General features: G+C 46.5%; 21 protein-coding genes and 1 pseudogene. 10 read left to right on the forward strand and 12 right to left on the reverse strand.

What is annotated here, in order from left to right:
* Positions 1–162 precede the first annotated feature (162 nt).
* From FTU55_RS04515 to FTU55_RS04525, 3 genes are read right to left on the reverse strand one after another with little or no spacing between them, the layout of a single operon-like run.
* Positions 163–1,251: a DUF6670 family protein gene (locus FTU55_RS04515; protein ID WP_005182214.1), complete on the reverse strand. Its 1,089-nt coding sequence runs from the start codon at positions 1,249–1,251 to the stop codon at positions 163–165.
* 24 nt (positions 1,252–1,275) lie between these two features.
* The gene (gene pssA, locus FTU55_RS04520; RefSeq protein ID WP_075168287.1) at positions 1,276–2,100 is read right to left on the reverse strand and encodes a CDP-diacylglycerol--serine O-phosphatidyltransferase; all 825 of its coding nucleotides are present in this window, start codon (positions 2,098–2,100) and stop codon (positions 1,276–1,278) included.
* Between the two features lie 46 nt (positions 2,101–2,146).
* Positions 2,147–3,004 carry a 23S rRNA (adenine(2030)-N(6))-methyltransferase RlmJ gene (locus FTU55_RS04525; RefSeq protein WP_005182209.1) on the reverse strand — a complete coding sequence of 286 codons (858 nt, stop codon included), beginning with the start codon at positions 3,002–3,004 and terminating at the stop codon, positions 2,147–2,149.
* Between the two features lie 116 nt (positions 3,005–3,120).
* Between FTU55_RS04525 and FTU55_RS04530 the strand changes: the two genes are divergently transcribed.
* Positions 3,121–3,723 carry a 2OG-Fe(II) oxygenase gene (locus FTU55_RS04530; RefSeq protein WP_005182206.1) on the forward strand — a complete coding sequence of 201 codons (603 nt, stop codon included), beginning with the start codon at positions 3,121–3,123 and terminating at the stop codon, positions 3,721–3,723.
* 60 nt (positions 3,724–3,783) lie between these two features.
* The gene (locus FTU55_RS04535; protein WP_005182203.1) at positions 3,784–4,311 is read left to right on the forward strand and encodes a hypothetical protein; all 528 of its coding nucleotides are present in this window, start codon (positions 3,784–3,786) and stop codon (positions 4,309–4,311) included.
* Positions 4,312–4,405: 94 nt separating this feature from the next.
* On the opposite strand, the gene FTU55_RS04540 is transcribed toward FTU55_RS04535, so the two are convergent.
* The 6 genes from FTU55_RS04540 to FTU55_RS04565 all read right to left on the reverse strand — a co-directional run bounded on the left by FTU55_RS04540 (position 4,406) and on the right by FTU55_RS04565 (position 9,498).
* Positions 4,406–4,663 carry a DUF2789 family protein gene (locus FTU55_RS04540; protein ID WP_005182199.1) on the reverse strand — a complete coding sequence of 86 codons (258 nt, stop codon included), beginning with the start codon at positions 4,661–4,663 and terminating at the stop codon, positions 4,406–4,408.
* A gap of 110 nt (positions 4,664–4,773) precedes the next feature.
* A complete protein-coding gene (locus FTU55_RS04545) occupies positions 4,774–5,034 on the reverse strand; it encodes a DUF2789 family protein (RefSeq protein ID WP_005182196.1) in 261 nt (86 codons plus the stop codon).
* A gap of 145 nt (positions 5,035–5,179) precedes the next feature.
* On the reverse strand, positions 5,180–5,434 hold the full coding sequence (locus FTU55_RS04550) for a DUF2789 family protein (protein ID WP_005182193.1): 255 nt from the start codon (positions 5,432–5,434) through the stop codon (positions 5,180–5,182).
* A gap of 193 nt (positions 5,435–5,627) precedes the next feature.
* Positions 5,628–6,614, reverse strand: coding sequence for a malate dehydrogenase (locus FTU55_RS04555; protein ID WP_005182191.1), 987 nt, complete (start codon positions 6,612–6,614; stop codon positions 5,628–5,630).
* 178 nt (positions 6,615–6,792) lie between these two features.
* Positions 6,793–7,446: a ribonuclease I gene (locus FTU55_RS04560; protein ID WP_168408491.1), complete on the reverse strand. Its 654-nt coding sequence runs from the start codon at positions 7,444–7,446 to the stop codon at positions 6,793–6,795.
* A 75-nt stretch (positions 7,447–7,521) separates the two neighbouring features.
* The gene (locus FTU55_RS04565) at positions 7,522–9,498 is read right to left on the reverse strand and encodes a transglycosylase SLT domain-containing protein (RefSeq protein ID WP_373686116.1); all 1,977 of its coding nucleotides are present in this window, start codon (positions 9,496–9,498) and stop codon (positions 7,522–7,524) included.
* A gap of 260 nt (positions 9,499–9,758) precedes the next feature.
* Between FTU55_RS04565 and miaB the strand changes: the two genes are divergently transcribed.
* The 4 genes and pseudogenes from miaB (at position 9,759) to FTU55_RS04585 (ending at position 13,211) form a co-directional block, all read left to right on the forward strand.
* Positions 9,759–11,213: a tRNA (N6-isopentenyl adenosine(37)-C2)-methylthiotransferase MiaB gene (gene miaB, locus FTU55_RS04570; RefSeq protein WP_005182171.1), complete on the forward strand. Its 1,455-nt coding sequence runs from the start codon at positions 9,759–9,761 to the stop codon at positions 11,211–11,213.
* 41 nt (positions 11,214–11,254) lie between these two features.
* Positions 11,255–12,328 (forward strand): PhoH family protein, encoded by a 1,074-nt coding sequence (locus FTU55_RS04575; RefSeq protein ID WP_016659561.1) that lies wholly within the window; start codon positions 11,255–11,257, stop codon positions 12,326–12,328.
* A 19-nt stretch (positions 12,329–12,347) separates the two neighbouring features.
* A complete protein-coding gene (ybeY, locus tag FTU55_RS04580) occupies positions 12,348–12,830 on the forward strand; it encodes an rRNA maturation RNase YbeY (RefSeq protein WP_005182166.1) in 483 nt (160 codons plus the stop codon).
* 89 nt (positions 12,831–12,919) lie between these two features.
* Positions 12,920–13,211 (forward strand): annotated as a pseudogene (locus FTU55_RS04585) (antibiotic biosynthesis monooxygenase).
* Here the strand turns inward: FTU55_RS04585 and FTU55_RS04590 are convergent.
* Positions 13,208–14,086 (reverse strand): energy transducer TonB, encoded by an 879-nt coding sequence (locus tag FTU55_RS04590; protein ID WP_180046304.1) that lies wholly within the window; start codon positions 14,084–14,086, stop codon positions 13,208–13,210. The pseudogene FTU55_RS04585 and the gene FTU55_RS04590 overlap by 4 nt on opposite strands.
* 240 nt (positions 14,087–14,326) lie before the next feature.
* On the opposite strand from FTU55_RS04590, the gene FTU55_RS04595 reads away from it, so the two are divergent.
* The 4 genes from FTU55_RS04595 (at position 14,327) to FTU55_RS04610 (ending at position 17,138) form a co-directional block, all read left to right on the forward strand.
* Positions 14,327–15,010 carry a hypothetical protein gene (locus FTU55_RS04595; RefSeq protein ID WP_127799001.1) on the forward strand — a complete coding sequence of 228 codons (684 nt, stop codon included), beginning with the start codon at positions 14,327–14,329 and terminating at the stop codon, positions 15,008–15,010.
* Positions 15,011–15,162: 152 nt separating this feature from the next.
* The gene (locus tag FTU55_RS04600) at positions 15,163–15,876 is read left to right on the forward strand and encodes a DUF3108 domain-containing protein (protein ID WP_045796415.1); all 714 of its coding nucleotides are present in this window, start codon (positions 15,163–15,165) and stop codon (positions 15,874–15,876) included.
* 89 nt (positions 15,877–15,965) lie between these two features.
* On the forward strand, positions 15,966–16,541 hold the full coding sequence (locus tag FTU55_RS04605; protein WP_005182137.1) for a xanthine phosphoribosyltransferase: 576 nt from the start codon (positions 15,966–15,968) through the stop codon (positions 16,539–16,541).
* A gap of 216 nt (positions 16,542–16,757) precedes the next feature.
* Positions 16,758–17,138 (forward strand): hypothetical protein, encoded by a 381-nt coding sequence (locus tag FTU55_RS04610; RefSeq protein WP_005182135.1) that lies wholly within the window; start codon positions 16,758–16,760, stop codon positions 17,136–17,138.
* Positions 17,139–17,195: 57 nt separating this feature from the next.
* Here the strand turns inward: FTU55_RS04610 and FTU55_RS04615 are convergent, their stop codons facing one another.
* Both FTU55_RS04615 and wrbA read right to left on the reverse strand, forming a co-directional pair.
* Positions 17,196–17,378 carry a hypothetical protein gene (locus FTU55_RS04615; protein ID WP_045796412.1) on the reverse strand — a complete coding sequence of 61 codons (183 nt, stop codon included), beginning with the start codon at positions 17,376–17,378 and terminating at the stop codon, positions 17,196–17,198.
* 302 nt (positions 17,379–17,680) lie between these two features.
* Positions 17,681–18,277 (reverse strand): NAD(P)H:quinone oxidoreductase, encoded by a 597-nt coding sequence (wrbA, locus tag FTU55_RS04620; RefSeq protein ID WP_075167263.1) that lies wholly within the window; start codon positions 18,275–18,277, stop codon positions 17,681–17,683.
* Positions 18,278–18,332 lie beyond the last annotated feature (55 nt).

Here is an 18,332-nt window from a genome sequence, read left to right on the forward strand (position 1 = left end):
GAACTCAACCATTTTAGCTAAATCCTTGTTTATCAACAAGTTTTTATCAACATCACCGCCGATGGATGTGCATTATAGAGCAAATAAAACCTGACGCAACCCCTATTTTTAATTATTTTGGGAAATACGACACAACTGTTTATTTATTCAACAAAAATACACTTATTTTTCTTTTTTCACTAAAAATGGGACCGGATTGGCCAAATGATCACCTAATTTTTCTGCCTGATTTTTTTCCTGCCATTTTAAGGCGCGACAATCAATATATTCACAATAGCCGCCTTCGCCCTGTTCTTCGACATCATTTATTTTGACCTGATAATGAAAACTGCCGACATAACCTGCAGCCAAGCCAAATTTAAAATCCCCGCGGCTTTGTGCCTGAATATGGATACGCGTGCCATCTGCACCGCTGTAACACCATTCAAATTCACGCGGCAGATACATGCTTTGCCGGTTTGGAGTCATCACCGCCGGATAAACCCGGTGCACTTTAAAATATACGCCTTCATCAAACAGCTGGCTTTGGCCACCGCTCAGGTCACGCAAATACATCCGCGACTGCAAAATCCGGTTAAAGCGGTCCCGCACTTGGGCCAGTAATAACTGCCGTTGCTGCTGCAGATTAATCACCTGATAGGTAAAAAAGGCTAAAGGTAGATAAGGAAAATTAATGGCTCGCGCATATTCAAAACTGCCGAGTTGCTGGATCTGATAATGTTGCTGTTTATATTGAAGCTGTCCACTGCATTCACACAGCAAAGACCAGTGATCGGCCAGCCCCATGCGTAGCTTGGCAAAATAGGAAATCACCGGGGTAGTACGAATCTTCAGATCAAAACTGAGTTCAGAATCCAGACGTTGGACCCGAAACTCCGGAAAATGTCCTTCCAGCTGCTCCCGACCACCAAACTGAAACAGTGCCGGCTTGAAATAACATTCTTTTTCCACTGAATAACTGCTGAGCTGCCCCACCATATGTGGACTGGAACTGACCAGTACCGTAGCAGTATCCAGCGGATGGGTTTGAATCGCGCTGTCATTACGCAGCATCGGGGCATTTGGCTGCCCAATCAGGCTCAGGAAATTAAGATAATGTAAGGGCGCGGGCAAATTGGGAATCATCAGCCCTTGATGAATGATTTTATATTTCTGGTTCGGGGCGTGAAAAGGCAGCTGCTCAAGCTTGAGTTGATGTGGAGCTTGATTCAGTTGTTTGGATCGATCGAGAAAATCTTGAAACATCTGCATAGCAAGCTCCTGGGTGTCATCTTGTTATGATTCGGCGGTTTTTCTCGCCATATAAGTGGTCACAAAACCTGATAATGCATAGATGATAGAAATCACCAGAATACCGACCGGAATATTATAGGTCATGGCCGCCAGTACAAAAACGGCAATTGGCAGCACAATAAACGGCACCCGCTTACGGTCCAATGTCTTAAAGGAATAATATTTAATATTGGAAATCATCAGCAAGCCAACCGCCACAATAATCACGGCGTTGATGATCTGAATACCAAAGTCCTGAATATTATAAATTTCAGGAAAATCGCGGCCGACCCAGACCAGCGACACCAGCATTAAAGCCGCCAATGGACTGGCCACGCCAATAAAATAGCGTTTATCAACCACGCCAATCTGCACATTAAAACGCGCCAGACGGAAAGCCGCACAGGCGGTATAAACAAAACAGCAGGCCAAGCCAATCCGGCCCAGATCATTCAGGCTCCAGCTATACATTAAAATTGCCGGGGCCACACCAAAGGCCAGCATATCGGACAAGGAGTCAAACTGCTCACCAAACGGACTTTGCGCACCAATGGCACGCGCAACACGACCATCTAAACCATCAAATAAGGCCGCCAGGAAAATGGCATAAATGGCCTGGCTATATTCGCCATTCATGCTGGCAATAATTGAATAAAAGCCCGACAGTAAAGCCGCGGTGGTAATGAGATTAGGCCACAGGTAGATGCCACGGCGTTTGACCTTTTGCCCCTCGCGGGTACGTTCCTCTTCCACCACTTCAAATGTGATTCCATCGTAATCATGTTCACGCGTCACGGAATCACCCTCGGGCTTCGGTGTGTTTATCATTATTTTATTCCTAACTCTAACCTAATCTCTGTTGTGACTGCTTGGCTTATTCGCCAACCAGCCAGCGTACTGCTGCATGTCCACCATTGTCCTGCATGCGTAAATGCGGGAATAACCATTGTAAGGCTTCATCTGCATCTTCAGAGAATTTCCAAGGTGGATTGATCACCAGTAAACCACAGCCATTCAAGCCAACCGGGGTATCATCTGGCCAGACACAGATTTCGCAAACCAGCTGACGGCGAATGCCCGATTTGTACATTTTCTTTTCAAAACGTTCAATCATGGCGCGGTCTTTAATTGGATACCACACCGCAAACACGCCTGTTGGCCATTTTTTATAGGCCGCGACCAGCAGTTCTACCAGCTGCGGGAAGTCTTTACGTTCCAGCTCATAAGGCGGGTCAATCATGACCAGACCGCGTTTTTCTTTCGGTGGAATCACCCCAAGCAGACCTTCGTAAGCATCACGTTCATGCAAGCCAGCACGACGGTCACGGATATTGCTGCGCAATTGCTGAAAAACATCACGCTGCATTTCAAACACCGTGGCTTTATCCATCTCACGCATGCCTTGTAAGGCAAACCATGGTGAACCCGGATAAGCACCCTTGCCATCCGTCTCGCGCATCTGCTCGACCAGATTCAGATACTGCTTCACGCCTTCCGGTGCATTGCGGATAATCGAGTCATCCAGTTTGACCAGACGGTGAATACCATTTAAGAACTCACCCGACTTCTGTGCAGGTGCTAAAGATAAGTCGTATTTGCCTGCACCGCCATGTGTATCAATATAGCGATAAGGTTTATCTTTGGCATTTAAACGTGTCAGTAACTGAAGCAAAAGCACATGCTTCATGACATCGGCAAAGTTGCCTGCATGGAAATGGTGACGGTAATTCATGTTTCTTTAATTCCTGAAATCAACCGGTATTTTAGCATGAAAAAAAGTTTCATTCAGAGGCTTATCTTGCTCTAAAATAGTTCCCCCGCTTTTTTATCCTTGTTCGAGTTTTGCCTATGCAAACACATTCTCTACCACCATCCTGGAATCTGGCACAGATATTCAATGATCTGGATCAATCCGGTTATGCCCTGATTGATGATGCCTATCCACAGGATTATGTACAAGCTTTGGTAGCAGAATGTACCGCACATTTGAATGAGTTTCGTAACGCAGCCATTCAAAACGGTGTGGTCAGCCAGATTCGCAGTGATCATATCTTATGGCTGGATTCAAGCCTGCCGGTTGCCGAGCAGCATACCCAAACCTTAATGGCGCTGGCCGAGCAATTAAATCGTGCCTTTTTTCTGGGCATTAAGGAAGTCGAAGCCCATTTTGCCTGTTATAACGCCGGCGAATTTTATGCCCTGCACCGCGATAATCCGCAAGGTAAAAATGGCCGGATGATTTCCTGCGTCTTTTATCTGCATGAACAGTGGCAGGCCGATTGGGGCGGTGAATTACGCTTGCAGGACAAACAGGGCGAATGGCAGATCATTGCGCCACAGCCCAACCGGATGGCCTTATTCCAAAGTGATTTGCTGCATGAAGTGCTGCTCTCCAAACAGCAGCGCCTTTCGATTACTGCCTGGCTGCGTAGTGATCCACAGTTGTGGTGATCCTTTAAATCCTGGCAAGTGGCCTCATATAAACCGTATTGTGAACTGAGGATTGTGCCGATGCGTGATACCACCCAACCGATTATTCAGCGTATCGGTGAAACTGACCAGCTCTATTTACAGGGCAACACCCCGGAACTGGCGCTGGAACGTGCTTCATTACGCCTAGAACTGGTGATGCTGAGTCAGGTCCGTCAGGAACAGACCTATTTCCTGCAAGAAGCGATTGTGCTGCTGGAGCAAGGCCGGGTTGAATTTGAGGAAATGCCGCTGTCCTTATATTTAAATCTGTCCTTAACCCTGGCCAAGGCCTATATGCTGTATTTTGAAATCAGTCAGGAAACCCGCTTTGCCTTAATTACCCAGCAGATTCTAAAACCGCTGACCAATTATAATCATGGCGATATTTACCTGTTCCTGGCCTATGCCAGCGCAGCGAAAAAAGAAAATGCACTGACTCAGCATTGGCTGACCAAATACCGTAAAACAGCCGAGTTTGATGCCGATGTACTACGTGAACATACTGCCTTTGAACACTGTCATGGTCAAAGCTGGTTTGTGCAGCTGATTCAGCCGCGTTTACACTAAAGCTCAGCACGAAAAAAATATTTAACAACAAAAATGCCTCATTGATTGAGGCATTTTTTATGGACTACAGAAACGCTTGAATCTTCAGGCAGGATTAAGCGGTTTGGGCTTTATAGGCATCCATATGTAATTGTTGATTCAATTCATCGACCCAGATCGCCCAGTCATCATCCTGGACCAGATGACTGATTAATAAAGCACGCTGGGATTTATTCCAGAACGGCGCATCATGCAAAGAAATATGGGAAGGCAGTTGATGGGTACGTACATAAAGTTCAATGGCCGCCGGACTATTGGCTAAACCAAGTTGAGAAAATAATAGAGCTAAGGATGGTGTGTTGTGATTGAGCATCTCGCCCTCCTTATATATCAGATAAATTGTAGTTATTTATCCATCTAACTTATAAGATAAAGCAAAAAAAACCTAGTCTTTGCGACCAGGTTTGTTGTTTCAATTTGTGATTAAAGTTCGCAAGAGCCGGAAAGCTTATGTTCGGTATGTAATTGCTCGTTTAAGACATCAATCACGATGGCCCATTCATCATCACTTTTCCAGTGACTGATAATGAAATCGTGCTGGGCCTTGCTCCAGAATGCGGCTTTATGTAGGGGAATATCGGAAGTTAATTGATGGCTTTCAATAAATTGATCAATGGCTTCTGAACTGGACTCTAGACCCAGCTGCTCAAATAACAGTTCTAATGTGGGTTGCTGATCAAACATGGCGCCCTCCTCAGCATTTTTTTACTGTATTGTAGCTTTACGTTATAAGAATTCTGCACAAAAGCACAGCCTTGTGACTGCGCTTGTTGTATTTTTTTGTACCAAAGCATGTAAGGCGGATGAGCCTGATTGAACTGGCTCCGGCTTATTGCGCCAGCTTGTCGCTTTCAACGTGTAGTAACTGGTTTAATTTGTCGATAATCACAATCCACTCATCATCCTGATGCCAGTGTTCGCGTAAAAAGGCGCTTTGTCCCTCACTCCAGAATCCAGCATCGGGCAAGGTCACTTCTGCCGGCAATTGATGGGCACGCACAAATTGCTCAATAGATGCTTCGTCTGCGGCTAAACCCAGTTGTTCAAATAATAATTCTAAGGTCGGCTGTTGTTCGAGTACCATGGAATGACTCCGTATTTTTCTAGGCGAAGTCCATAAACTAGCAAATCCGGAACAGCATTAGGGCTACAAGCCGATGTATTCTTGTTATGTTTTGTGAGGTTTGTCATGGCGCTGATCAATACAACAATCCATACAGCTGCATAAAAAAAGCACCCCAAATGGAGTGCTTTTTCTAACTTAGTTCAACACTAAATTATTTCACCATGTCAGCAATTGCTGCACGTTCTTCTTCAAGCTCGTTTAGCGTGAAGTTGATACGCTCACGGCTGAATTCGTCGATTTCAAGACCTTGAACGATCTTGTATTCGCCATTTTCGCAAGTTACAGGGAAACCGAACATTACGCCTTCAGGGATACCGTAAGAACCATCAGAAGGAATACCCATGGTTACCCATTCGCCGTTTGTGCCAAGCGCCCAGTCACGCATATGGTCGATTGCAGCGTTTGCAGCAGAAGCAGCAGAAGACAGACCACGCGCTTCGATGATTGCAGCACCACGTTTACCAACAGTTGGAAGGAATACGTCTTTGTTCCATTCAGCATCGTTGATTTTGTCTTTCAAGCTTTCGCCGTTTACGTTCGCAAAACGGTAGTCAGCATACATTGTTGGAGAGTGGTTACCCCAAACTGTCATGTTTTTGATGTCAGAAACTGCAACACCAGCTTTTTGAGCAAGTTGAGTCAACGCACGGTTGTGGTCAAGACGTAACATTGCTGTGAAGTTCTTCGCTGGAAGATCTGGAGCAGATTTCATTGCGATGTAAGCATTCGTGTTCGCAGGGTTACCTACAACAAGAACTTTAACGTCACGGCTCGCAACTTCGTTCAGCGCTTGACCTTGACCGATGAAGATTTCACCGTTGACTTTAAGAAGGTCAGCACGTTCCATACCTGGACCACGTGGACGTGAACCAACTAAAAGTGCATAGTCAGCATCTTTGAATGCAACTTTAGGATCATCAGTACCGATCATGCCAGCCAATAATGGGAAAGCACAGTCGTCAAGTTCCATCATTACGCCTTTCAGCGCTTGTTGAGCTTTCTCAACAGGAATTTCTAATAATTGAAGAATAACTGGTTGGTCTTTACCCAACATTTCACCGCTAGCGATACGGAATAATAGGCTGTAACCAATTTGACCAGCAGCGCCAGTAACGGCAACGCGAACAGGTTGCTTCATGTAATTATCTCCAGTTGAGAGGATAGTTAATGCGATTAAATAGCTGTTCTATCTAATCTTAATAATCATAAACGGCAAAGATTGTACTCCAATCCTTTGTCAGATGCATGTAAAAGGCTATGGATTTCAACAAAAGTCTGATAGGAAATATAAATAAAATGCCGAAAAACGTCGGGTTTTAGTATGAACCTTTAATAATAAAGGCCGATGGACACTGGGTTTCCACGCTACTGCTGCACTGTTTATAGCGCCCATTCGGGCTATAGCAGATTTTCAATTCGGTTAAATAACTTTTGGCCTGATGCGAGGTGCACTGAAAATGAATGCTCTTGGAATGCATGCCCGGATTCAGGCGAATAAACAGCCGGTTCAGTTCATTCTGCTGCACCACGGTAGTTTCCTGACCGGTCAGCACCGCCGGGACTTTCAGCCGGTCGGCATAGTTAATAATGGTACGAAAATACTGGCTGGCATTCATCGGTACGCAGCCACCAATACCCTGCCACAATTGCACCCGGGCATGTTCATCGGGCATGACCCGTGCCACCACTTTGGCCTGAATGGGAGACAGTTTGGCTGAAGAGCTGGTTTCGCAGTCACGACGGGAGGTTTCCGGATACAGCCCGGTAATATTCAGCGAGTAGCCTTGCAGGCATTTCCGCTGCTTGGCGCGGTTGCTGTCAAACATGCACACGGCGGGTGTCATTTGTACATCCATGACATAGCCCTGCACCGTGGCAGCACATGCAGCACTACTGAGCAATACCCCCGTCCCACCCGAAATCAGGATGAGGATTCCCGCTGGCTGCCCCCCGGCTGTCAATTTCTTCATTCTCAAACTTAGCACCTTCTCGTGTCGTTTTGAGTCCCATCCTCCAGCATCCATGCAGGAGACACCCCATCTTGTTTACTGCGTATTGCGCATTGGAATCTGCTGCATACGTTTACTGATTGATTGCGCGCCCTGACCCAGCAATAATCCATAGTGCGTGGCATTGGTCATAACGTGTTTAACGTAATCGCGTGTTTCCAGCAACGGAATGGATTCGGTATATTGATCCGCTGCCATGTTTTGAAATTCAGGCTGCCAGCGACGGGCACGGTTTGGCCCGGCATTATAGCCCGCAGTTGCTAAAACCGAGTTATTACTAAGCTGACCCTGGATGGTCGACAGATAAAACGTGCCATAACGAATATTGGTATTCATATCGGTGAGTGCCGCCGGATTATAGGTTTCTCCCATTTGACGGGCAATTAAACGCGCGGTATCCGGCATAATCTGCATTAAACCACCCGCCCCGACATGCGAACGCGCCGTAGTCACAAAACGGCTTTCCTGACGCATCAAGCCATAGGCCCAGGCCGGATCAATCCCGGCATTCTGGCTGTGGCTGACCACATAATTCTTGTACGGCATGGCATAACGGTACTGATAATTATGCTGCTTGGTGGTGCGGTCTGCCGCATAAATGGCCCGGTCATACCAACCCATATCGGTGGCGCGTTTGGCTGCAGCCAATAACAGACCATCATCATGTTTTAAATAGGCCTGACGCACAGCCCAGTTCCATTCACGGTTAATATAACTGGCCGGTGCATTAATCTGGCGCAAGGCAAAGGCGCGTCTAAAGTGAATATCCTGATTTAAACGCTGCACATCCTGCGAACTTGGCTCACGGCTCACAGGAATCGAAGAATAGCTGTATCCGAGCTGATCTTTGGCCAGCAAATTGTGGTAATCATCACCCTGAGCCAAACGTTTATAAATCGCGTCAGCACTGCGTTTTGAAGTGGCATCGCCACGCTGCTCAGAGGCACGCGCCAGCCAGTACTGCCAGCGGTCTTCCTGCTTTTGCGACACGCTCATGGCATCAATCGCGCGAATTACACTTTCCCAGGCACCAAAACGAATCGCCTGACGGGCATAAATTTCCGCTTCTTCCGGGCTAAATGGCAGTCCATAGCTGGCATCCAGCGCATTCAGTACTTCACGGTTAAAATTGTTCTTCATGACGGTGGTGCCGCCAATATAGCCCACAGCACGATACAAGGCGCGCTGCACCGACTGCGGGGTACCTTCTGCAGCACGTTTCACCGCAGATAGAGCCGAGTTCAGGTCGGTATCGGCCAGGCGGCCCAAGGCATAAATCAGATAAGCCTGATCTTCAGCACTGGCTTTTGGTGCAGACCATAAATAGTTAAGCGGATTGGCCTGAATGCTATTCAGCTGCGGCAGACTCAGGTTTAAACCTAGTCCCTGTGCAGTGGCAAGCGCCTGTCCGGATTGGCCGGCACGCAGCTGCACCCACAAACGCTGCTGTTTATCTTCCTGGGTCATCAGTGGGCTGGATAACATCATCCGGCCCAGACCGGTACAGGATTCCGGCTGCGAATTGGTGGTTAGCCAGACATCTTTAAATTCGGCAAAAACCAGCGGATCACCTGACTGGGCACGCACCTGCGCCACGGCACAGCTTTCGGCACGGTCGGCATTGGTCACATAGGGCAGCACTGATACAGCATTGCTAAAATCGGCCTGTTTGACTTTTTCTTCGACATAGTCAGCGGCCAGTTTTTCTGCCATGGCCGACTGTGGATAACGCTGGGCAAACTGCACAATCGAGGCGGGTGACTGAGTGGCCAGATTGGTATTTAAAATCCAGTATTCCGGATAATAGCCGAGCACATCATTTTGCATGGCACTTTGATATTGCTGCAATAAAGAGAGGTTACTGGCATTGGCTGCCCGCAGCGCATCATTAAACTGCTCTTCGGCTGCGTACAAGGTTGGGAAAATGCTCAGTGATGCCAAACCTAACACAAGCTTTTTGCAAAAAATTCTTTTCTTTTCAGTCCATGTGCGCATGTGCCTATTTTCAGTCATTACTTCGCCCCTCCTCTCTTACCGCAATATACTAAAACAGTTTCATTATTCTCAAACACCTCAATTGTTGTGTTATGTAACCTCATGATTAAACAATATTAATTTTCGAACAATTTTAATTGATAAATCAATCTTCTGCTTCCCTCATTTAGGGCTATAAGTTTATACCCAGTTCCTGTTAAAATACGCGTTTTTCTATCACCTCTGCCGTTCAAACATTTCAGAACGGACGATCTCGATTTTATCCTTCAGGAGCCTACATGACGGTTCAAACCTTCATTCCAAATGGTGCCAAAGCTGCCTCAGAAAACACTGTTACCCAGCCACAGCACACCCCAGCCGACGGTTCAGTGAAAAAGCTGTACATCGAAACGCAAGGGTGTCAGATGAATGAGTATGACAGTCATCGTATGGCAGACCTTTTAGGCGATTCTCACGGCTATGTGCTGACCAGCAATCCGGCCGATGCCGATATCCTGCTGATGAACACCTGTTCCATCCGCGAAAAGGCACAGGAAAAAGTGTTCTCGGAACTGGGCCGCTGGCGCAAACTGAAAGAAAAAAATCCGGATCTGGTGATTGGCGTGGGTGGCTGTGTTGCTTCTCAGGAAGGTGACAATATTCAAAAACGTGCGCCGTATGTCGACATGGTGTTTGGCCCACAAACCTTGCACCGTTTGCCACAAATGCTGGATCAGCATAATGATCAGGTTGAAAAACCGAAAAAAGAAAAAATCAAGCTGGTGGATATTTCCTTCCCGGACATTGAAAAATTCGACTTCCTGCCAGAACCGCGCGTCGAAGGTTTTAAAGCCTTTGTGTCGATTATGGAAGGCTGTTCCAAATACTGTTCTTTCTGCGTGGTGCCCTATACCCGTGGTGAAGAAGTTTCACGTCCACTCGATGACGTACTGGCGGAAATTGCCGGTTTAGCAGAAAAAGGTGTGCGTGAGATTTCACTGCTCGGTCAGAACGTGAATGGTTACCGCGGTGAAACTTTTGACGGCAACATCTGTACCTTTGCTGACCTGTTGCGTTTGGTCGCCGAAATTCCGGGGATTGGCCGTTTACGTTATACCACTTCGCATCCGCTAGAATTTAATGATGACCTGATTCAATGCTACCGCGACTTGCCACAAATGGTGTCGCATTTGCACTTGCCGGTACAAAGTGGCTCCAATGATGTATTACAGGCCATGAAACGTAACCACACCATTGATGTTTACATCGAAAAAATTGCCAAGTTACGTAAAGTACGTCCGGACATGCATTTGTCTTCCGACTTTATTATTGGCTTCCCGGGCGAAACCGACGAGAACTTTGAAGAAACCTATCAGTTTATTCAGGATATGGACTTCGACCATTCGTACAGCTTTGTCTATTCAAAACGTCCGGGCACGCCGGCGTCTGAACTGCCGGACAACACCCCGGAAGATGTCAAAAAAGAACGTCTGGCCAAAGTGCAGCAATGGATTAAACAGTCCAGTATTGACAAAACTGATGCCATGCTCGGCACCGTGCAACGTGTGTTAATTGAGAGCGTGTCGAACAAAGATCCGAATGTACTGGTCGGCACGGCGGACAATACACGTTTGGTAACATTTATTGGTGATCCGGCTTGGGTCGGACGCTTTGCGGAGATTGAGATTACCGAGATTAAAACTTTAAATTTAGTTTATGGTGAACTCTTGAATCTTGAACCAGACGTGGCGTAATGTAAGGGAACAATACGACTACTTCTGAATAAGGAATTCTCTTGACTGCAGCAATTCGACGTACAGTAAATTTTCCTGGCATTTCAATGGAACGTCTCAAAAGCATGCTCGGTGCTTATAACGGCCACTTGAAACAGATTGGACAGCGTCTAGATGTGCAAATTTCTCATCGAGGTGATGCCTTTTTTATTGATGGTGAAATAGATGCAGTTGAGAGAGCCGAGCTCTTGCTTCAGCGTTTATATGAAGAATCGGAAAATTCCAGCCAGATTAGTGCCGACACCTTACACATGATGATTCAGGGCAGCCAGACTGACCGTGAATTGCAGATTGATGAAGAGCAGGAACATACCGGTTTAGATGCGGTCTGGTTACAGACCCGCAAAGGCCGGATTAACCCGCGCGGTGCCAACCAGAAACGTTATGTGCAGCGTATTTTACAAAGCGATATTTCGTTCGGGATTGGCCCAGCAGGAACCGGTAAAACCTACCTGGCGGTAGCTGCAGCCGTCGATATGCTGGAGCGTAATGAAATCCAGCGGATTTTACTGGTTCGCCCTGCGGTTGAAGCCGGTGAAAAACTCGGTTTCCTGCCGGGTGATTTAACCCAGAAAATTGACCCGTATTTGCGCCCGCTGTATGACGCGTTATATGAAATGCTCGGCTTTGAAAAAGTCGCCAAGCTGATTGAACGTCAGGTGATTGAAGTCGCGCCGCTGGCCTATATGCGTGGTCGTACCCTGAACCATTCTTTTGTGATTCTGGATGAAGCGCAGAACACCACACCAGAACAGATGAAAATGTTCCTGACCCGTTTGGGCTTTGGCTCACGTGCCGTAATTACCGGTGACGTGACTCAGGTCGATTTACCGCGTGGTCAGCAGTCTGGTCTGGCGCATGCCCTGCGCGTGCTGGAGCACGTCAAGGAAATTCATATTACCCGTTTCCATTCACGTGATGTGGTGCGTCATCAACTGGTGCAGAAAATTGTTGAAGCCTACGAAGGCTGGGACAGTGAGCAACAACGTCTGAGTGCAGAAGCCCGTGCCGAACGCAAAGCCCGTCAGGAAGCGCTGATTGCAGAAAACGATGCCAAGGCCGATGCGCAGGACTAAACTGATCTAAGGATATATTTTGAAACTGAGTCTTTCTCTACAACAGGATGTTCAAGCCCCTGAACTGGTCTTGAAACGTGGCTATATCAAAAAAGTTGTAGAAACCACCTTGCGACATATTGGCACCCAAAGTGACTGTGAAATCGGGATCGCCTGTGTCGACAATGAAGAAAGCCATAAACTGAATCTGGAATATCGCCAGAAAGACAAACCGACCAACGTGCTGTCTTTCCCAAGTGAACTGCCCGATGAAATGGCCGAATTTCTTGATGCCTTCCCCATTGGGGATTTAGTGATCTGTATTCCGGTGGTGCTACGCGAAGCGAATGAGCAAGGCAAAGCACCGCTAACCCATTTCACCCATATGCTAGTGCATGGCACCTTGCATTTGATGGGTTATGACCATGAAACTTCAGATGAAGATGCTGAAGAAATGGAAGGCATTGAAATTGAAATTCTGGATAAGCTCGGTTTTGAAAACCCGTATCTAGAACGCGATTAAAGTTAAACAATGAAGAAGCGGGCTTAGGCTCGCTTTTTTTATAGGGTTTATTTTATGATGAGATGAATAAAAATAGATAAGCCACAATCATGAAATACGTTGTTATTTTTAAAGCGAAAATTAAAAAACTTGATCCTTCTGTATTTTGCCACAGCACAGCAGTTATGTCAGAAAGCCTTAAGCCAATTCCGCTGCATTCATTTTAAAACATTAACAGAAGGTTTATCTGAAATCGCCCTATCCTATTGGCATGATCTTTCAGATATACACGCTTGGCATTTAGATGCGGAACACCAAGTCGCACAACAACTCGGACATAACACTTGGTATAAAAATTTCAGTGTTGAAATTTGTGAAGTATTACGTCACTACAAACGCTAGCGCACCTCAAACTCCGCCTCAGCCGGGTCAAAACGCCAGGTCCGGATAATGCGTAGCTCGGAAATATCTTTCATCTTGGCATCAAAGGCACCAAAAGGAGCAGCTTTACGCACAGAAGCCTTGGCAGCTTCATCCAGCATGGCATGTCCCGAGCTTTCAATTAAACGAATCGCGCGAATCCCGCCGTTGGCATTTAAAATCACCATTAAACGTACTTCACCGGCCAGCTGTTGCTGCTTGGCCGCTTCCGGATAATAACGATTACCATAAAATTCGACTTTCTGACGGAATTTTTCCAGATAACCGGCCGCGACATCCTGCTTGGCCTGAACTCCATCTACGGTTTTAATTTTCTGCTGACGGCTAAAATTTTGCTGACGCTGTAAATACTGCGCTTCCAGACTGGCCACCATCGCCGCTTTGGCCTGAAACTGGCTGTTTAATTCTTCCAGCGCTTTTTTACGCTGGTTTTCCGCCGCCTGCTTTTGCCAGCTTAAGGTAGTCATTAGCACTTTTTCTTCAAAGCTCAGTTCACGCTGCTGCTGCAAACGCTCCAGACTTTCCAGCTGCTGATCACCGGCACTCTGTTCAATCATTGGTGCGGGCATATCGCTGGACATGCGGTGCGCTTCCCGGAAGGTGCCAGAACCCTGCTGGTCGGCCTGTGCTAAAAAGTCGGCATCCTTAATTTCGGTGGCACTTGGTCTTAAGCTGACTGCAATTTCCTTGACCGCGGCATCGCTTTGCTGTGGCATGACAAATTGCACCGTTAACACAGCCAGATGCGAAAGTGCTGCCAGCGTCAGTACGGTGCCAAATAGTGGATCTTTCCACCACTGCTGCGTCAAAGGTGCAAAATGAAATTTCTTTAACATCACATTAATCCGACAAAATCGCGGATTCCCCAAATCGTATAAAACGAGATAAAATAAGACTGGTTTTTACTTTTAAAAAAAAAGCGAGACACTCGTCAACATGTCGTGTCACGATAAATAAAATCTTGAAAATGGTGCAGTTTATTTTGCTAAACTGCAAGCTTCAATTGGCGTATTTTTAATACAATTCGACAAGATCTCTGCAAAGTTAATAAAGATTAACCCATTGGAATGCCCTGTATGTCCCCTCTTATTTCTCTCATTTCAAAACGTTTACGTCAGATGTATCAGAAGGCGGAAGGATTTATTGAAGATGAACGCGAATTTCCAATGTCTCAGGTTTTTCTGAATGCGACTTTTCAGCGCTTTGTCACCGACAATGTCAAAATGCTGAAAGACTTACATGCCGATTTACATGACGAGTGGCTGCGTCTGTACGCGACCCTGGATTATAACGGGCTGTATATTACCTTGTCGGTAGATTTGAAACTGGTGCAGATGGAACTGAATAAAAATGTCCAGCTGATTGTATTTGAACAGATTAGTGATACCCAGGTGATTGAAGCCAAATATCCAAGTATCCTGCATAAGCTGGGTGTTCGGTTTGCGCTGTTCTTCTATCAGAAAGTGCTGAACAAAGATCCACTCGGCATGATTCTGGAAAAACTGAATGTAATTAAAGTTAAAGATGATCTATTACATTTAGACCTGAACCGCTGGCTGGGTAAGAACCGCTCGATCATTGACACTCTGGGCAAAGTGCATGTCAATCATGCGGTGTTGCGTGAAGCCGAACTGGTGGTCATGGGCAATGTCAACCTAACCGCCCTATTTCGAAAAATTGCTGAAGATCGCGATCGTGAAGAAGCCGAAGAAGCACAAACGGCCACAGAAGTGACGCCCATCAAACAGAAAAAGAGCTAAAAGCTCAGGGAAAGAGATTGCAGATACCTATCAGGATTGCTACACAAGCTTTACATAAAGTGCATATTTGCAAATTTTCTCTTCATCATTCAAGCGCATAATAGAACAAAGCACAATGTGCGCTTATTTACAGCATAGGAAACAATTTACTTATGGCTAAACACGTATTGAAAACGATGGGCATGGCAGCGGGAGTTTCGACTGCACTGTTATTTGCAGGGTTCTCAAGCCAGACTTTTGCCATGAGTCCATTCCAGGCCAGTTATCAGTTCAGCTATAACGGCAAAAACCTTGGCTCTGCGACCCGAACCTTAAGCAAATCCGGCAATCAGTGGAACTATGTTTTTGCCGCCAAAGCCGGCGGGATTGCTTCGGCCACGGAAACCAGCCGCTTCACCTTTGAAAATGGCAAAATTGGTTCTTCCAGCTTTAGCCGCAGCAGCAAAATCCTGATTCATAACAACACCATGAGTATTCACTTTAATCCGGCTGCGAAAAAAATTAATACCAAAAAAGACAAAGAGTCGCGTTCATTTGCCTGGAAAGCCGGTGTACTCGATGAGCTAAATGCCGAATTGCAGATTCGTGAAGACTTAAAAAATGGTTCGCTCAAATCGACCTATTACCTGGCCGATGCCAAGGAGGTCGAAGCACGTAAATTTGTACGCCAAGGCAGTGAAAGCGTAAAAACCAATTATGGCACCTTTGACACCATTAAAGTGGCGATTAAGCATGACAAGCCGGGCCGTGAAACCATTTTCTGGTTAGCGCCAAAACTGGACTACTTACCGGTGAAAGTGACCCATCTGGACAAGAAGAACTCTTATGGCCTGCTGTTAACCGGCTATAAAGGCCCAACAAGTTAATCATTTTCTCGATTTTTGCTTGCATTTTTTCAGGTGCTTTTTAAAATACGCTTTTGCTTTAAAAAGCACCTGCTGTTGAGGATTCTCCCGTGCACGCACTAGAACAGAAAATCTTAGCTGAAGGTATCGTTCTGTCTGAAGAAGTTCTGAAAGTCGATTCTTTCCTAAACCATCAAATTGATCCGGTCATGATGCAGCAAATTGGTCAAGAATTTGCGCGTTTGTTTAAAGATGCCGGCATCACCAAAATTATTACCATTGAAGCGTCAGGTATTGCACCGGCAGTCATGGCAGGTTTAGAGCTGGGCGTTCCCGTGATTTTTGCACGTAAATATCAGTCTTTAACCCTAAAAGATGACCTGTATCGCTCTAAAGTGTTTTCATTCACTAAACAGGTCGAAAGCACCATTGCGATTTCAAACAAGCACATCAGCTCAAGCGACAAAGTACTGGTGATTGATGACTTCCTGGCCAATGGTCAGGCGGCTTTAGGTCTGGCTGACCTGATTCATCAGGCCCAAGCGGAAGTGGTCGGTATTGGTATTGTGATTGAAAAATCCTTCCAGCCAGGTCGTGACCTGCTCCTGGAAAAAGGCTACCGGGTTGAATCTCTGGCGCGTGTCAAGTCACTGGCCAATGGTACGGTTGAATTTGTTCGCGACTAAGACTTCGCCTGCAATTTATATCTAAAAGAGCACTCAGGTGCTCTTTTTTTATGGCGATGTGATTTACAAAATTCTCTACCACGCTCCAGACCGAATGGCTTAGCATAAGCCTAACGGCAAATTCTGAGCGTTTTGACCAAGGTCAGCTAACGCCTTTTGTCCTAAGCTATTGGCTCTTTGGATTGACCCAGCATTTTTAGAAGGCACTCTACACTCATGACACAAGACAATCCGTTGATGGAACACAGTATCGTCTGTCCGAAATGTGGCTCAAATCAGGTTGAAAAGCGCAACCATGAACAAAACTTACAAAAAATTGGCGGAGTATTGCTCGGGTCGGCCGGAACAGCAGCCGGAACTGTCGGCGGGGCCGCCTCCGGTGCCTCTTTAGGCGCTGCCATAGGCACCGTGGCCGGACCGTTAGGGGTGATTATGGGCGGCACCATTGGTACCTTTGTGGGTGCAATTAGTGTCGGCATTACCGGCGGTTTTCTGGGTCATCGCTTTGGTAAAAAAGCCGGGGTCATTGTGGACCAGAATATCTTCCTGGATTTTCAGTGCCTCAACTGCAAACACCGCTTTAAAGAAAAACTCTAACACCTTTGAGGTGAGGTCGATGGAGGGTGCGAGCTCACCAACGGAGCACCGCATACATTACTTCTGTGTCGGGGCGCCTTGTTCAGTCGCCGCTGGCTCTTTTGAGCTGGCCTGATCTTTGGCTTTGGTTTGTGCTTTTTCTTCAGGATAATCCGGATGATGCACCACGCTTGCTACTGCATTGGACAGCACCAGACTTAGACTCAGTACACTGAATCCCATAACGAACCACATTTTCATCTCGTATTCCTCAGTAGTTTGGATTTTTCTCAGTGTGCATGACGGCAAGGTGCTCTTTTCCTCCACAGGAAAGCACCCAACCGATCATGAATAGGGAGAGAACCGTCACAGCATAGGCTGTGTATAGAAAGACTATTAGATAGACGCCGAATTGGGGTGGTCGAAAATCACCAGAAGCAGTCATTTTCACATGAAATTCATTTAAATTAACAATCAAAAAACCAGCATCAACAGCAGAAAGCCATTAACGGATCTGAGCGCTATTTTGGCCTTGCTGCTGCTATTTTTTTTAAAGCTATTTTTTAAGCGCTGTGCAGTTTTTTCACCACGTCTGCTAAACGTAATCCTTGCGCTTCACAAAGTTTCTTTTCATCCTGACTTAAGCTCTGGTCATGACGCGGGCCGCTGACATGCGATGCACCATACGGTGTACCGCCGGTTTTGGTATTGGATAAAGCCGGATGAGCATTGCTGAGTCCCATAATCATCATGCCATGATGGAATAACGGCGGTAGCATGGTCAGCAAGGTACTTTCCTGGCCACCGTGCTGTGAACCGGAAGAAGTAAATACACAGGCCGGTTTATCATGCAAAGCGCCGCTTAGCCACAGACTGGTGGTCTGATCCCAGAAGAATTTCATTTCCGAGGCCATATTGCCAAAACGGGTCGGCGAACCAAGCGCAAGACCAGCGCAGTTGGCCAGGTCATCTAGGCTACAGTAAATATCGCCTTCGGCCGGAATACTCGGCTCGGCAGTTTTGACCACCGGGGCAATATTCGGTACTGTACGTATTTTTACCGCTACGCCTGCTGCTTCTACCCCGTTGGCAATCAGATGGGCCATTTCACGGGTGCTGCCATACTTGCTGTAATACAGAACTAAAACATAGGGTTGCATAATGTTATCTGTAGAGTAAAAAAGAAAACTATACGGTATTTTGCTGTATTTTTGG

This window comes from Acinetobacter sp. YH12117, assembly GCF_013418865.1.
In the GTDB taxonomy this organism is placed as follows: domain Bacteria; phylum Pseudomonadota; class Gammaproteobacteria; order Pseudomonadales; family Moraxellaceae; genus Acinetobacter; species Acinetobacter indicus.

Coding starts and splice junctions, on each gene's coding strand:
- FTU55_RS04525 (WP_005182209.1), bottom strand. CDS start 3,004: ATGAATTACCGTCACCATTTCCATGCAGGCAACTTTGCCGATGTCATG.
- FTU55_RS04530 (WP_005182206.1), top strand. CDS start 3,121: ATGCAAACACATTCTCTACCACCATCCTGGAATCTGGCACAGATATTC.
- FTU55_RS04555 (WP_005182191.1), bottom strand. CDS start 6,614: ATGAAGCAACCTGTTCGCGTTGCCGTTACTGGCGCTGCTGGTCAAATT.
- miaB (WP_005182171.1), top strand. CDS start 9,759: ATGACGGTTCAAACCTTCATTCCAAATGGTGCCAAAGCTGCCTCAGAA.
- FTU55_RS04540 (WP_005182199.1), bottom strand. CDS start 4,663: ATGCTCAATCACAACACACCATCCTTAGCTCTATTATTTTCTCAACTT.
- FTU55_RS04535 (WP_005182203.1), top strand. CDS start 3,784: ATGCGTGATACCACCCAACCGATTATTCAGCGTATCGGTGAAACTGAC.
- FTU55_RS04610 (WP_005182135.1), top strand. CDS start 16,758: ATGACACAAGACAATCCGTTGATGGAACACAGTATCGTCTGTCCGAAA.
- FTU55_RS04560 (WP_168408491.1), bottom strand. CDS start 7,446: ATGAAGAAATTGACAGCCGGGGGGCAGCCAGCGGGAATCCTCATCCTG.
- wrbA (WP_075167263.1), bottom strand. CDS start 18,277: ATGCAACCCTATGTTTTAGTTCTGTATTACAGCAAGTATGGCAGCACC.
- FTU55_RS04565 (WP_373686116.1), bottom strand. CDS start 9,498: ATGACTGAAAATAGGCACATGCGCACATGGACTGAAAAGAAAAGAATT.
- FTU55_RS04615 (WP_045796412.1), bottom strand. CDS start 17,378: ATGAAAATGTGGTTCGTTATGGGATTCAGTGTACTGAGTCTAAGTCTG.
- FTU55_RS04595 (WP_127799001.1), top strand. CDS start 14,327: ATGTCCCCTCTTATTTCTCTCATTTCAAAACGTTTACGTCAGATGTAT.
- FTU55_RS04515 (WP_005182214.1), bottom strand. CDS start 1,251: ATGCAGATGTTTCAAGATTTTCTCGATCGATCCAAACAACTGAATCAA.
- FTU55_RS04550 (WP_005182193.1), bottom strand. CDS start 5,434: ATGGTACTCGAACAACAGCCGACCTTAGAATTATTATTTGAACAACTG.
- pssA (WP_075168287.1), bottom strand. CDS start 2,100: ATGATAAACACACCGAAGCCCGAGGGTGATTCCGTGACGCGTGAACAT.
- FTU55_RS04590 (WP_180046304.1), bottom strand. CDS start 14,086: ATGTTAAAGAAATTTCATTTTGCACCTTTGACGCAGCAGTGGTGGAAA.
- FTU55_RS04600 (WP_045796415.1), top strand. CDS start 15,163: ATGGCTAAACACGTATTGAAAACGATGGGCATGGCAGCGGGAGTTTCG.
- FTU55_RS04545 (WP_005182196.1), bottom strand. CDS start 5,034: ATGTTTGATCAGCAACCCACATTAGAACTGTTATTTGAGCAGCTGGGT.